Annotated in this window: 15 protein-coding genes; 11 read left to right on the forward strand and 4 right to left on the reverse strand. The window is 34.3% G+C overall.

Annotated features, from left to right (window positions below; genetic code table 11):
* Positions 1-168: 168 nt before the first annotated feature.
* On the reverse strand, positions 169-1,020 hold the full coding sequence (locus BW936_RS18915) for a DUF4238 domain-containing protein (protein WP_076551396.1): 852 nt from the start codon (positions 1,018-1,020) through the stop codon (positions 169-171).
* A gap of 298 nt (positions 1,021-1,318) precedes the next feature.
* Here BW936_RS18915 and BW936_RS18920 point away from each other — a divergent pair, with 298 nt between their 5' ends.
* The 7 genes from BW936_RS18920 to BW936_RS18945 all read left to right on the forward strand — a co-directional run bounded on the left by BW936_RS18920 (position 1,319) and on the right by BW936_RS18945 (position 5,347).
* A complete protein-coding gene (locus BW936_RS18920; protein ID WP_076551398.1) occupies positions 1,319-2,641 on the forward strand; it encodes a 2TM domain-containing protein in 1,323 nt (440 codons plus the stop codon).
* A 21-nt stretch (positions 2,642-2,662) separates the two neighbouring features.
* Complete coding sequence (locus BW936_RS20090) at positions 2,663-2,788, forward strand: hypothetical protein (RefSeq protein ID WP_262494018.1); 126 nt, start codon at positions 2,663-2,665, stop codon at positions 2,786-2,788.
* Between the two features lie 466 nt (positions 2,789-3,254).
* Positions 3,255-3,536 (forward strand): 2TM domain-containing protein, encoded by a 282-nt coding sequence (locus BW936_RS18925; protein WP_076551399.1) that lies wholly within the window; start codon positions 3,255-3,257, stop codon positions 3,534-3,536.
* A 21-nt stretch (positions 3,537-3,557) separates the two neighbouring features.
* Positions 3,558-3,848, forward strand: a complete 291-nt coding sequence (locus BW936_RS18930; protein WP_076551401.1) for a 2TM domain-containing protein — start codon at positions 3,558-3,560, stop codon at positions 3,846-3,848.
* The gene (locus BW936_RS18935) at positions 3,839-4,177 is read left to right on the forward strand and encodes a 2TM domain-containing protein (protein ID WP_076551403.1); all 339 of its coding nucleotides are present in this window, start codon (positions 3,839-3,841) and stop codon (positions 4,175-4,177) included. Before BW936_RS18930 ends, BW936_RS18935 begins: the two co-directional genes overlap by 10 nt.
* Before the next feature lies 1 nt (position 4,178).
* Positions 4,179-4,544: a 2TM domain-containing protein gene (locus tag BW936_RS18940; RefSeq protein ID WP_159439040.1), complete on the forward strand. Its 366-nt coding sequence runs from the start codon at positions 4,179-4,181 to the stop codon at positions 4,542-4,544.
* 38 nt (positions 4,545-4,582) lie between these two features.
* Positions 4,583-5,347: a LytR/AlgR family response regulator transcription factor gene (locus BW936_RS18945; protein WP_076551406.1), complete on the forward strand. Its 765-nt coding sequence runs from the start codon at positions 4,583-4,585 to the stop codon at positions 5,345-5,347.
* Positions 5,348-5,552: 205 nt separating this feature from the next.
* Here BW936_RS18945 and BW936_RS18950 read toward each other — a convergent pair whose 3' ends face one another.
* Positions 5,553-6,758, reverse strand: a complete 1,206-nt coding sequence (locus BW936_RS18950) for an LETM1-related biofilm-associated protein (RefSeq protein WP_076551407.1) — start codon at positions 6,756-6,758, stop codon at positions 5,553-5,555.
* 204 nt (positions 6,759-6,962) lie between these two features.
* Here BW936_RS18950 and BW936_RS18955 point away from each other — a divergent pair, with 204 nt between their 5' ends.
* The 3 genes from BW936_RS18955 to BW936_RS18965 all read left to right on the forward strand — a co-directional run bounded on the left by BW936_RS18955 (position 6,963) and on the right by BW936_RS18965 (position 9,865).
* Positions 6,963-7,673: a DUF4331 family protein gene (locus tag BW936_RS18955; RefSeq protein WP_076551409.1), complete on the forward strand. Its 711-nt coding sequence runs from the start codon at positions 6,963-6,965 to the stop codon at positions 7,671-7,673.
* Positions 7,674-7,694: 21 nt separating this feature from the next.
* On the forward strand, positions 7,695-8,456 hold the full coding sequence (locus BW936_RS18960; RefSeq protein WP_076551411.1) for a DUF4331 family protein: 762 nt from the start codon (positions 7,695-7,697) through the stop codon (positions 8,454-8,456).
* A 131-nt stretch (positions 8,457-8,587) separates the two neighbouring features.
* Entirely contained in the window at positions 8,588-9,865 is a 1,278-nt protein-coding gene (locus BW936_RS18965) for a tetratricopeptide repeat protein (protein ID WP_076551412.1), read from the forward strand.
* Positions 9,866-10,210: 345 nt separating this feature from the next.
* Here BW936_RS18965 and BW936_RS18970 read toward each other — a convergent pair whose 3' ends face one another.
* Together BW936_RS18970 and BW936_RS18975 are read right to left on the reverse strand one after the other, a co-directional pair.
* Positions 10,211-12,454, reverse strand: coding sequence for an efflux RND transporter permease subunit (locus BW936_RS18970; protein ID WP_076551436.1), 2,244 nt, complete (start codon positions 12,452-12,454; stop codon positions 10,211-10,213).
* A 126-nt stretch (positions 12,455-12,580) separates the two neighbouring features.
* Complete coding sequence (locus BW936_RS18975) at positions 12,581-13,369, reverse strand: DUF547 domain-containing protein (protein ID WP_084182148.1); 789 nt, start codon at positions 13,367-13,369, stop codon at positions 12,581-12,583.
* Between the two features lie 204 nt (positions 13,370-13,573).
* Between BW936_RS18975 and BW936_RS18980 the strand changes: the two genes are divergently transcribed.
* Positions 13,574-14,278 (forward strand): glycosyltransferase, encoded by a 705-nt coding sequence (locus BW936_RS18980; protein WP_076551414.1) that lies wholly within the window; start codon positions 13,574-13,576, stop codon positions 14,276-14,278.
* Position 14,279 lies beyond the last annotated feature (1 nt).

Below are 14,279 nucleotides of genomic sequence, written 5' to 3' on the forward strand. Positions count from 1 at the left end.
GAAACTTACGTTTCTATATTGCCTAGATAAATAGCGGATACATTGAATAAAAAAAGCTCAAGAATCTGTTTTTTGAATCTATGAGCCTAGAATACTATTGTCTCAGATTAAGGAAGAATTTATTTGTTTTTTACCTCAGTTCTTTGTTGCCAGTAGTATTTTATTCCGCTATGTTCTTATTTCTGTTGGTTCAGTTTCTGTGTTCATTATTAAATACTCATCAAAATCAAAAGTTACTTTTTTTGTTATACTATCGAAAGTATTGAAATCCACTTTATTGATTTTGTTAATTTTTAATTTTCTCAAAGGGTTTGTTGAAATTTCTGATTTTGGATGATACATAAAAAGGCAGAAGTCTTTCGAAAGTGGAAGATAAATTTCAGCCTCAATTGGAATCAACCATTCTTCTCGACCTTGTTTGTCAATATGAACAGGACTGTCAGTAGTTAACCAACCTTTTCCATCACACTCCTTAATAATCACTTTGTTGAAATTCCGTAATACGTGTACAAAGTGATTCATTACTGTTCCTAAAGCAACGTTAAGTTGATATTCAACTTTGAATATTTTTAGGACTTTTTCCGTGTGTTCTTTGTCTTCAGAGAATAATGTAATTTCATTGATAAATTTTTCTCGTATCGAATTGTCTTTTAGAAATTCGAAAATAAAAAATCTTGTTGGATTTGTTCTGCTAAGAATATTTGCTACAAAGTGATTTAAATAATCGTCATCTTTTTCAATCAGTTTTTTCTGATTTAGAAGGTTTTTAATTATTGTATTATAACGATTTTCAATTTTATTGAATAGGTTTTCATAATGTCGTCTTGACTCCATATCCTTAAAAGGTAAATCGAAAACATTTGTTTCTTTTGTAAAATCAGTAATCCGAACATTTTCAGTTTTTCTGCTACCAATTTTTAAAACTGATATCCACCATTCGTCTTCTTTTTTATAACCAAATTCTTTCAAGTAAACTTGAGGAATTTTGTGTTGTCCTTGAAATTCTGGTTCGTTCTTCATATTATTGCCAACATACCTATATGTACACAATTGCACATATCCAATTTATAAAACTAAACTACTATTTTTTCGGTAATAAATAGAAACGTTTTGAATGTGGTTAAGGATATAGCGTTTTTGAAGAGTGCTAGATTACAGTTCAGTACCCAGAAATAACAATTGAGTGCCTATTTTTTTTAATTCAGTAGAAAAGGTCTCATGTTTGCCTTTATCTAGGGCATTTACAGAAAGAAGTATGCTTCTAAAAGGAAATCCCTAATTTTAAAAATTAGAAAGCAGCAAACAAAAGTAAAGATGCATGGGTAGTTTTTTAAAGGTTTTAAGAGCAAGTATTATCATCACATTGATTATGATGATTTTTCGTTTGCTGTTTTCAGATTGGGGAAATATTACGCTGTATGGCGTATTGCAATTTACAGGAGTTAGTTTTATTTACTCTTTTGTGCTTACCTGCGTAAATGCGTATTACAACGATTATATATCAAATGTTTTTAGTTGGGAAAAGCAGACTCAAAAACGACTGTGGTATGGCGCCATTGGGTCTATAGTGTTGACCGTTTTGGCATTTGGTTTGGTAAGATGGTTTACCGAAGTAATCATGTTCGGCGAAACTTTTGATCAGTTCATTGCAGGGGAAAAAGCTGAATATTACATATATGCCTTAGCCATTACACTTGTAGTTTCATTATTTATACACGCCTTCTACTTTTACAAAGCATTACAAGACACGAAAGTAAAGGAACAGAAAATTATAGCAGGTTCGGCATCTGCAAAGTTCGATGCTTTAAAAAACCAATTAGATCCACATTTTTTGTTCAATAGCCTTAATGTGCTTACAAGCCTTATAGAAGAAGATCCTATGCAGGCGCAAAAGTTTACGACTTCGTTGTCAAAAGTGTATAGGTATGTATTGGAGCAGAAGAGCAAAAATCTTATTTCGGTAGATGAAGAACTAAAATTTGCCAGAACCTATGTGCGTCTTTTAAAAATGCGTTTTGAAGACAGTATCATATTTGAAATACCTCATGAGGCAACAAACCCCGATGCTAAAATAGTGCCACTATCGCTACAATTATTATTGGAGAATGCGGTAAAGCACAATGTAGTCACTTCTTCAAAACCCTTACATATTAAAATATATGAAGAAGAGGATTACCTGTACGTCACCAATAACCTGCAAGAAAAACAGGTAGTAAAGAAGAGTAGTGGCGTAGGTCTGCAGAATATACGCCAACGTTATGCCATTTTGACCAAAAAGGAAATGCAAATTTTTAAGACCGCTAAAGAATTTAAGGTAAGATTGCCTATGTTGACCAATGCTATATCTTTTAGAGAAACGCAAGATACCCACATTAGTGCCAAGCGTTATGAGAAAGCTAAAAAACGTGTAGAAGAAATTAAGGGTTTTTATGGTAACCTAACATCTTACTGCATTGTAATTCCGGTACTTGCCTTCATCAACTATAGAACCACTAGTTTTACGTGGTTTATTTTTCCGGCCGTTGGGTGGGGAATAGGTTTAATAGTCCACGGCTTAAAGGCATACGGATTAAACCCGCTATTCGGTAGAGATTGGGAAGAGAAAAAGATTAAGGAATTGATGGAGAAAGACAATTTCTAAACGTGTTTTAAAATAGATGTTATGAAGCTAACAGAAGAAATAAAAGCGTCTATAAATGACGACAGTGCTCTGTGTTGGTTGGTAACATCATCTTTGGAGAACACCCAATATATCACCAAAAGAGCTATTTCGCTTTTTGCCAATTGATGTCATTATGGTTCCCCGTACAGCACCGCCACAAACGGTTAAAAATGTTAGGGCGAACCAAAATGTATACATCAGCTTTATAGACGTTTTAAAGCAAAAATAATTTCAGTTGAAAGGAGAAGCTGAAATTATAGAGAAATCATCTAAAGGCTTCTATAGAAAGAAAAAATGCTTCTTACACTTACAGAAGGCAAGTTTCCGTTTGCACCAGTTACCAGGATTACCATTAACGGTTCAAAGCCCATTTTAGCCCTTACCTACCTAGTGTACCCTCATACAACAGCGCAAGCATATTGAAAGTGCCAAGAAATTGTTTGATCTTAACCTGATTTAGTACTTAAAATACCACTTAATACAATTCAGTCATAAAAAAGTACAACTGGGTATTTCATTTTTTAAAAACCTAGGTTATCTGCCGAAATTTGAAGTATAATAATCAAATAACTATAACCTAAAACATATAAAGATGGAATTAAATTTTACAAACGACGATAATTACAAGTATCAAAAAGCAAAAGATAAAGTAGAAGCTATAAAAGGTTTTTATGGCAACTTACTAGCCTATTGTATTGTAATTCCCATTTTGGCATTTATCAATTATAACACTACAAGTTTTCCGTGGGCAATTTTCCCGGCATTGGGTTGGGGGTTCGGGGTAATAATGAACGGTCTTTGTGCCTACGGTTACAGTCCTTTGTTCGGGAAGAACTGGGAAGAGCGTAAGATCAAAGAATTTATGCAAGAATAATAAGCTAATATATTGAAGATCATGGAGAAAACTAAATATAAAAAGGCAAAACAACGCGTAGAAGAAATCAAAGAATTTTATGGCAAGGTAGCCTCGGCTGTCGTCACCATAATACTTGTAGCGGCACTAAATTATTACCTAAATGAATGGGAATATGCTTGGTTTCTTTGGGTAGTATTCGGATTAAGTATGAGCCTGTTTTTTAAAGCAAATAAAATCTTTAACTTGAATCCGTTTATGAATCGCGATTGGGAAGAGAGAAAAATACAAGAGTTTTTACAACAAGAAGAAAATATACAAAGATGGAACTAAACGAATTTGATCAATCGGATAAATTGGCAAGGGCCCAAAAGAAGGTAAAAGAGCTAAAGGGATTTTACATTCACTTACTTGTTTACGTACTGGTAAATTTATTTATCATGACCATTACCATAATGGGTATCATGTCTGGCGGAGCTTCATTTTCAGAGGCTTTGTTTAATATAGGGACTATTTCTACTCCGTTTTTCTGGGGAATAGGCTTAGTATTTCATGCGGCCAAGGTATTTGGTTTTAATCCTTTCTTTAGTAAAGATTGGGAACAACGCCAGATCAGTAAGTATGTAGAGCAGGAGGAAAGAGATGCTGAAAAATATAGATAAAATGGAAACTAATCTACCAAACGATAACCTTGTAAACGAAGAATTCAATAGGTTGTCTAAATACGAAAGAGCGAAATTAAAAGTGACGAGTATAAAACGTTTCTATAACCATGCACTAGTTTTTCTAATTATAAATATCATTTTGTACTTCTTGAGACATAAGTTTGTTTTCATTTTAGTAAGTAAAGATGCCTTTGGAAATCCTGAGTTTTTAGATTGGATAAATTGGAACGTATACGGTACCACCATTGTTTGGGGAATTATACTGGCTATTCATGCAATTACTGTTTTTGGTAATATTTCATGGTACTTGAAACAATGGGAAGAACGTAAAATTCAGAAATACATAAATTCATACAACGATTAAGGCATTTATTATATTCTATTAAACCATAAATACAGACCATGAAGACCATTATAATTGAAGATGAAAAACCAGCAGCACGTAGGTTAGGTAGAATGTTAGAAAGTTTAGATCTGTCTGTTTCTACCATGTTACATTCTGTGGAAGAGGCAATAGATTGGTTTCAGAACAATGAACATCCAGATTTAATATTCTTGGATATTCAATTGTCTGACGGACTCTCTTTCGAAATTTTCGATGTCATAGAGGTACATAGCGCCATCATCTTCACCACCGCTTTTGATGAGTATGCACTGAAAGCTTTTAAATTGAACAGCATAGACTACTTGTTAAAGCCTATAGATGATGAAGATTTAGAACAAGCCGTTGTAAAGTATAGAAAAATGTTTAAATCTGATAATGAACCCAGTAAGATAGCGTTAGACTTTGAGGATATAAAGAAGCTTTTGGTGAATCCGCTAGAGCGGGATTATAAAAAGCGTTTTACAGCGAAGGTTGGTCAGCATTTAAAAATCATTAATTCAGAAGATGTAGAATGTTTTTATAGCGAAAACAAAGGTACCTACGCCGCTACCAAAGACGGTCGTAATTATTTGCTTGATACTACTTTAGAACAACTAGAAGAGGAGTTAAAACCGCAGGTGTTTTTTAGGGTCAGTAGAAAATTCTATGTGAATATAGATCACATTAAAGATATTGTTTCTTACACCAATTCAAGATTGCAGATCAAGTTGAATAACAATGTAGATCACGAAATAATTGTGAGCAGAGAAAAGGTAAAGGACTTTAAGCTTTGGTTAGAGTAGTAAAATAGTTGTGAGTATTGCGTACTTTGTATGAAGTAATAAGTCTTAAAAATTTAATTTAACGAATTGATGAATAGGTATTAAGGTATACATATTGAAACTAAATGCTAAAATTTAGTACTGAGTAACAAGTCTAAATCTGCCAACTTATACGGCCAATGCCGCAATTGCTACTAACTTAACAATAATATGTTACGTCTTATTGCTAATTTATGTTGTTGTTATCTTCCTCATCAATTCTATTTTCATCAAATGCCGATGGTAATAATTTAGGTATCAGCTTAATAAAAATAGGAAGCAGGATTGCTCCGCCAGGTAGAATAAAAATAGCTAATGAAGGGATGCTTTTAAAAATATCCAAAAGTTGATTCTGAACCTTCTTTTTTTCCTCATCGCTTAGATCTCGTATGGTAGAGTTAGATAACAAGCCCACCAATTCTGCACTTTGAGAAAGCTCTTTATGTAACCGCTTGCTGTTTCTAAGAATAAGTTTCTTTACTAGTTTACCCATACTATCATAGAACTGCATTGCCAAGTTCTTTTCCTTTAAATAAGGTATCGTATCAAAATTGAGTTTAAAGAATTGGGTAATGTCTGTAATAGAAGTAGAAATGATGGTGTTGTCAAAACCAAGGTCTTTACCTATTCCAAATATAAATTCAGATTCCGTATAATCTAGAGAATGATCTTCCCACACGGTAAGGCAAGCCATATCAAGCAAGTATCTATTTTCCCAGTTATCCTTATTGTTCAGTAATCTTTCGCGATAAGAACCATCAAAACTGTTCTCGGCACAACTTATATAGGTTAAAGAAGAAGCTAGTAATTGAGAAAGCTTGTTATCATTCCTGTCCAACTCCTTAGCACTTAAGGCATGGTAGGTAATGTTGATCGCTAGGTATTCAATTTCTTCAGCCTTTTCCTTTAGTGCAGTACGATCATTTAAAAAGTGCTTAAAAAGCAAAACATCAATAAATAATAGCGAGTTGGTAATAAGGCTATTAAAAGTTTTACTGATAATATTATCCTCAATGTAAATTCTTGAGGTCATTAGTTTTTCAAGCTTTGCAGAAGTTTTACTACCGGTAAACCATTTATCAAAAAAACCGGCACGGCTAATATTCAGTATTTCATAAAACTTAAATACCTGTTCTATAAATATGGAATAATCTTGACCACCATTGGTACGGTAGGTAAAGAACAAAGCATGCAGGAGATTAATTTTAGCCTTTTCGTCTTCAGACAAGGTATGCTCCAGTTCAATAAAATCAGGTATACTAGAGTTTAATCCATATACAAATCCACTTTTTTTAAGCGTAGCGTATAAGGCTTCAAAAGTTGGGAAAGCGTTTTGGTGTTTTTGAACCACCGAACCATATTTCTCGATCCAACCAGCGGAAGACGGGTTCATATTTTATATTATTTAACACTGCAAAGTTAGCTAATTATTACTTCACGGGTATTTATAAATGGCTACTTCTATACTTGCAGACATAATTTTTAATTGGGCTCTATTACAACAGTAAAATATAATTTAATCTTTTTTTAAGAAAAAATGAACCCTCTAATTTTTGTTCCGTAAGTAAGGGTGATTCTAATCTAAAAAAAGAGGAAAATGAAAAAATCAAAATTATTTTTGGGACTTGGGGCATTGGCCCTAGTAGGATGTCTTTTAGTGGCGGCAGATCATATTGATGCGCCAAGCACTATGGGAACCACGGCAGACATTGCTGATTTTTATGCTTTTGAACCAACAGAAGGTTCAGACAATACCGTGTTTGCAGTAGATCTTCAATCTAATGTATTGCCAGATTTGGCTTACGGCACGTTCGATGAAAATGTGTTATTGGAAATTAATATTGATACCAATAATGATTTGGTAGAAGATGTAGTAATACAGGCTATACCAAGAGATGGTAAAATGTATTTCTTTGGTCCGGTTGCACCAAGCGAAACAGGATTAAATGGTACTATTATGGTAGATGCGCCATTAGGTTCAGTTGATATTTCTGCTGAAACTGCTATTGTAGAAACTACGGCAAACGGAGTTTCTTTATTTGCAGGTCCTAGACAAGATGCTTTTTTCTTTGATTTCTTTCAATTCAATGAAGTAATTGGTGGTACAGCGCCTTTGGGTTTTAAGCCTGCTGGTGATCCAAACTCAACTGATGACGATGATGAAACTGCCGTTGATACTTTTGATGGTGCCAATACTATGGCAATAGTTATAGAACTACCTAACAGCCTATTGGGTACCACAACAGGCCAGAATGCACTTGGTCTAGAAGTGTACAAAACATGGGTAACTACCAACGTAAAACAATAATAAACTCTTAAAAATATAACGATGAAATATAAAAATATAAAATATACGTTTTTGTCTCTTTTAGCAGTAGCAGCAGTAACTTCTTGTAGTGACGATGATGATAATACGCCAGTAGTAATTATACCAACATGTGATGACGGAATTATGAACGGTGATGAAACCGGAGTAGATTGTGGTGGTACATGTACGCCTTGTGAAGAGGCAATGGCGCCAGATTTTACAGGTACTTATGCACAGGTAGATTTTATGGGTAGACCAGGTATTAATACGGTATTAAGTGCTGATGGAGCTATAAAGGATGCCCATAATATGTCTATCCCTTCAGAAATGGCTGCAACTTTTCAAGCTGATTTTCAAGCAAGGTTAGAGGCGTACCATGATGTGTATGCCAACATCTTAGGAGCAGATCCTGCAGCTGTAAACTACGAGAATAACATATTAGGTTTAGATGCACCTACATTAACCGGTTATTTGGCTGCCGATGTCTTGGAAGTAGCTCCAAATTTGCCGACTACATACTTTAACCCTGGTACAGATGCAGATGATGACGGTAGAATATTGGTTCCAGATGGTGATGAAGTTGCTTTGACAGGTAGAACGCCACAAGATGATGTTATTGATGTGTCATTGATATTGTTATTTGGTGGTATGGAAGGTGATCGTTTTAGTGGTCAAGATACCGATGGTGATGGTATGGCAGATTTACCAAGATTAACCTCAGATGGCGTTGGGCTAACCGCTACTGTAGGTACTACGTTCCCATACTTGGGAGCACCAGAATAAGAAGTTGCCTTCACCTTGCTTATTGTTAGAGATAGGTAAGATTGGCACATCCCTAAATTGTTTATGAAAGAGAAGGGAAAGGGGAGTTGAAAAGCTCCCCCTATTTAAACAATCCATTATAAAACAACCTTATGAAAATATTAAAGCTTTTAATTGTAGTGATATTGGTATCATCTTGTAATACCAAAAATCAGGACGCAATTGCAAATACAGAAGATTACAACAAGTTTTTAGTCGCAAACGAGATTAAAACAACATCAAAATATTTTGACCTTTGGAATTCTAAAATTAGACCAGATAGTATGCAGCTTACCAGTTTTGGTGTGGTAGGAGGGGAGTACAGCAGGTACTTTCAACAAACTGGTGCTATAGAATATTTAAAAAAGGCAGAAAAGAGTTTAAAAAAAGCCGTGGATATTGCCAATATAGGTAAGGCTGGCTTTTACAGGTCTTTGGCTAGAAATTATATTTCTCAACACCGCTTTAAAGAAGCTTTGGAATTAGCTAAAGCTGCTGAAGCAATAGGAGGTGATAAAACGGAAACACAACGTTTGTTCTTTGATGTTCATATGGAACTGGGTAATTATCAATTGGCAGAAGCCTATTTAGATAGTTTAAAAAATATGTCAGACTTTGGATATATGATTCGTGTGGCAAAATGGAACGATTATAAGGGCGACTTAGATACCACTATAAATTTTATGGAAAAGGCAAAAAGAAAAGCTGAACTGTCCAAGAATAAAGAATTAATGCTGTGGAGCTATACCAATTTAGGTGATTATTATGGGCATGCAGGTAGAATAGCAGATTCATATCAGCACTATTTAAAGGCACTTGAAATTGATCATAATAATGCTTACGCTAAAAAAGGAATTGCATGGATCGTTTTTTCAAACGATAAGAATACTGAAGAAGCTATTCGCATATTAGACTCGGTAACCAAAACAAATAATGCGCCAGATTATTTCTTGTTGAAGGCTGAAATTGCAGACTATGCAGGAAACGATTTGATCCGAACAAAAAATTTAGATGAATACTTCACCAGAGTTAAAGACAAGGCTTACGGTGATATGTACAATGCATATAATCTAGATCTATATATAGGTGAGACCAAACAATATGACAGCGCATTGCTCTTGGCACAAAGAGAAGTAGGGAATAGACCTACGCCAGAATCTTATAGTTGGTTGGGCTACAGTTACCTTAAAAATGGTAACATAGAGCAGGCAAAAACCATAATGGATACCTACGTGTATGGCAAAACATTTGAACCTGCATTGTTATACCAAGCTGCAGTGGTGTATAAGGCAAATGGTAACCAAGAAAGAGTTAAAGAAATAAAAGAAGAATTAATAGGGGCTATTTATGAACTAGGTCCCGGTATGGAAAAACAAGTCCATGATTTGTAATTGATTGCCCAAAATCATACAGTTCATGTTTGTTTTAGGTTGGATTGTTTTTTAATTCAGCGTCACGATTTTAAGTCGTGGCGCTGTCATTATTACGTATTTCATCGAAAATTTGGTTTTTTTTAACAGGCGTATAGATGAAATACATATATTTACCGACCAAATGCATTTAAAGTATGCGCTGCTACTTGAAAATGCGAACTAAAAGTAACCAAGTAAACCAATTAGTGTTATGGAATATCTACTCTTTACATTATGGATTAGCTTAATGATTTTTATGGTCGGTAAATCAATATTTGCTTATAAATCATTGCAGAAAACCCTACACAGAACAAAAAGTTCTATCTAAATCAATTTTCTTAGAAGTACGGGTAGTAACAGTAAATCTAGTATCAATGCTGTTACTAACGTTACACTTATAATTAACCCTATGGTTACACTGGGTTGATGAATAGAGAAAAGCATTACCATAAATCCGAAGAAAAGAATTATGGTGGTGATGACCAGCGCTCTACCTGTTTGGGCAAAAGTTTTCTCAAGGGCAGCTTCTTTATCCAATCCTTGGTTAATCCCTAATTTGAATTTTCCTAGAAAGTGAATGGTGTCATCAACGGCTATACCAAATACAATAGCAAATACCACAGAGAGCGAAGCTTCAAGCGGAATGCCCAAAAAGCCTAACATACCACCGGCAAACAAGATAGGCAGAACATTAGGTACAAGAGAAATAAGAAAGATTTTGATATCCTTAAAAATAAAAGCCATAATAACGCCAATTAGTAGCAAACCGTAAAGAAGTCCTTCTAGCAGGCTACTTCTTATATATTCAGAATTCTTATCTAACAAGATACTTTTACCGGTCACTTTTATAGATATTAGGGACGTATCTAATTTTGTTTTGGCAAAATGATCAATTTTACTGTATACCACTTTTAGATTATCGGTGCCAATATCTTGCAACCTCCCGTTAATGCGGGCAATACTTTCATCTGTATTTATAAACTTAGCTAGTTGTTTACGACCTAGTTTGCGGGCATCTTTTTGATACTTTAAAAACGTTTTCTCATCGCTAGGTAGGGTAAAATAGGCAGCGTCATTTAAATTGTTGGCTTTATTGAAAATTTTATACGGCAGGTTGGCAGATTGCACGTTGCCAATACTTTTAAATGTTTTTAAATATACAAGTAGCTTTTCTATTTCTTGAGCTACTATAAAATCGGTCACTTTATTGCCATCAGTACTCATAACGGCAATTTCCAAAGGTCTAAATCCTGAAAAATTAGTTTGAAAATAATCGAAATCTTTGGCTATTTTACTTTTGGAAGGCAGCGTATTTTTTAATTCTTGATTGGTTTGTACCATGTAGATGCCTAATACGCAAAGCGCTGTGAAAATAACTGTTCCTGCTATGATAGATTTGGGATAAATCTTTGTAAACGTGTTCACTTTTAACAGATAGTTTACCCAATTTTCAGAAATGCTTTTACGACCTATCAGTGATTTTTCGGGTAAAAAGATCAATAAGGAGCCCGTTAAAAAAATAACGGTAATATAGGCTACCAGAACACCAATGGCAGCATTGATACCAAAATCTTGAATACTCGCCAATCTTGATGAAAGTAAGGTTACAAACCCTACCGCCGTAGTTATTGACGTTAATAAGGTGGTCAGACCCACTTCTTTCAAAGAAGAGGTCATGGCTTTATATCGTGGTATATGGGTTTGTAATTTTCTTATATAACTGTCAGTAAGATGAATAACATCAGACGTGCCTACAATGAGCATGAGTACCGGGTAAAATGCTGCCATGGCATTCAATTCTTTACCTAGCCAACCCAATAATCCCATAAATAATAAGAGGGACATGGCAATCGAGAAAACAGATATTAGCACTACGGGCATACTTCTGTACACCAGAAGTAGAATTATAAAAACTAAGATTGATGCTACAATGGTTGTTGTTAGCACTTCGCTTTTCTGCATTTCAACAATGGCTTCATAGAAGAAAGCCCTACCTAAAATGTGATAATGAGGTAAGTTGTGTTCTTTTAAAGAAGCTCTAATACTATTCAGGAGAAGTTCAGATTGCTTGTAATCTAAATTATCATCGGTCTCTAATGCTAAAACCAGAGACTGTTGTTTTTCATCTATAAGTACATTAACAAAAAGGGAATCTTCTTTAATCTTGTTCCAATCTTTTTGGTATTGCGTTGGGTCATCAATATGTATAATTGGTAAAGTGGTGTACCCAAAAGAAGTTTTAAGCGGGTAGGAGAGTGAGGTTAAGGAACTACTTTCTAAAACATGGGTAAAACCTTTACTTTCTTCTGAAAAAGCCTTAAAATTATTTAAAAATTCTTGTTGAAATATAGTAGGCTCGTTTTTTACGGCAATGAGTAAAAAATTGTCATCTGTTCCAAACGCTTCCACATAACTTTCATAGAAAGCTAAATCTGGATCTTCTTCAGGAAAAAATTGGCTAAAATCGAAAGAAAACCGAAGCTCATCCAATTTAGAGACGGCCAATACGCCCAAAAGGATAAAAAGTACAATAAAGAGTTTTTTTAGGAAGTCAAAGTTTACCTTCATAGAAAAAAATAACATCTATTCTTGTACGAATTTAGCATTCTTAAAAGTAATGCATATAAAAAATAACAAATAAGAGCGATGAAGATTTTAAATAAAATCTTCATCGCTCTAACTACAGTATAATAATTATAGTTCTATAAAGTTGTCCAGATACAAGGTCCAATCGTAATTGGTGTATTCAATATCCACACCTTTTGTAGAAGGTATAATTTCATTCTTTTTCAAGATTTTTTTGATTCCGCTTTTGCCACCAAAATCGCCTCTGAACCAACTGAATAAAGAAGTAACCTTAACTACATTGGTTTCACTGTTATATGCGCTTGTTTTCTCTAGAAGTCTTTTGGTACCTTTTTCTAATTGTTCTTGTAAACGTTCCCATTCGTATATAGCTACTGGCGGACAATCTTTGGCGCCGCAGTTCAGGGCAAAATGCACATTAAAAACAGGCTTGTTAACTCTTAATTTACGTTCAAATTTATTAGGGAACCACTTTCGTATGTAGCCCAAGCCATATTCCCATTGCGATTTTCTAATGATACCATGTTCTATCTTAGCAAAAGAGACCATTTCACCAGCAATTTTTATTTGATCCATTTTAAAAAAGTTGCCACGGTCATCATACAATTCAGGATTATTTTGAAGAATCACTTGAATGTATCCATTGTAAATGTTCAGCCAAAAAGCTAATCGTTTATCATTGGTATCCAATGCATTGTCCAGTTCTTCTATAGACGTATTCGCTAAGATATCTTGTAGGTCTTGCGTGTCTTTCTGGTCAATAATTCGCTGTAAAAAGGTTTCAGATAATTCATTGAAATTTATATCTGAATGGGTCTCGATCTGCGCCTGTACATCTGTTTTAGCCATGAAAAGTATAGCCAACATCGTTACAAGAAAAGAAATTTTTAATTTCATAGTACTGTTTTTGGTTACCTTACCTACGTATTAGTAGCTAACAGGTTCGTGAAAGCTTGGTCGTTTATTGATGTAATTAATTACATCAACTTTTTTATAAAAAGATGACTTGTTTTAAAACTTTTATCCCCAACTTACGTAGGTAAGTCATGAAAAGAAATATGAATTATTTATAATTTTATATTATAACGACTTAGCCATTTTATGATCAGTATAATTATACCCGTACATAATGAATATAGTAACCTACAGCGATTATTTAGTGTTGCTTGTTTTTTAAAACATGAAAAACTTTTAGAAATTATAGTTGCGGTATCCCCAGATAATACAGATACTGTTCAAAATTTAGATTGTAGTCGGAAAGTGAAATTATTCCATTGTAAAAATAAAGGCAGGGCGGCTCAAATGAATGAAGCGTCTGATATTGCTAATGGAAATATCTTTGTTTTTTTACATGCAGATGTAGTACCACCCAGCGGATTCATTGATGATATCTTACATAGTTTACGGAATGGATATCACGCAGGTTTTTTTTCATACAAGTTTGATAAAGACACGTGGTATTTAAGGATTAATGCATCTTTTACGGCAAAAGACGGATTCTTTACCGGTGGCGGTGATCAATGTCTTTTTATCAAAAAAGAGACTTTTAACCAATTAGGAAAGTTCAATGAAGAACAAGTTCTGATGGAGGATTTTGAGTTTTTCCGTCGGATGAAAAAGCAAAATGTTCCATATACTATCGTTAAAAACGACTTGATAGTTTCTGCCCGTAAATATGAGTCCAATTCATATTTACGCGTAAATCTGTCTAACTTACTTTTGGTAGTTCTTTTTAAATTCGGATACCCAGGTAACAAACTAAAATCACTACATAATAAATTGATACGCACCCCATACAATGGTTGAG

It is taken from the genome of Maribacter ulvicola, assembly GCF_900155985.1.
Classification (GTDB): Bacteria; Bacteroidota; Bacteroidia; order Flavobacteriales; family Flavobacteriaceae; genus Maribacter; species Maribacter ulvicola.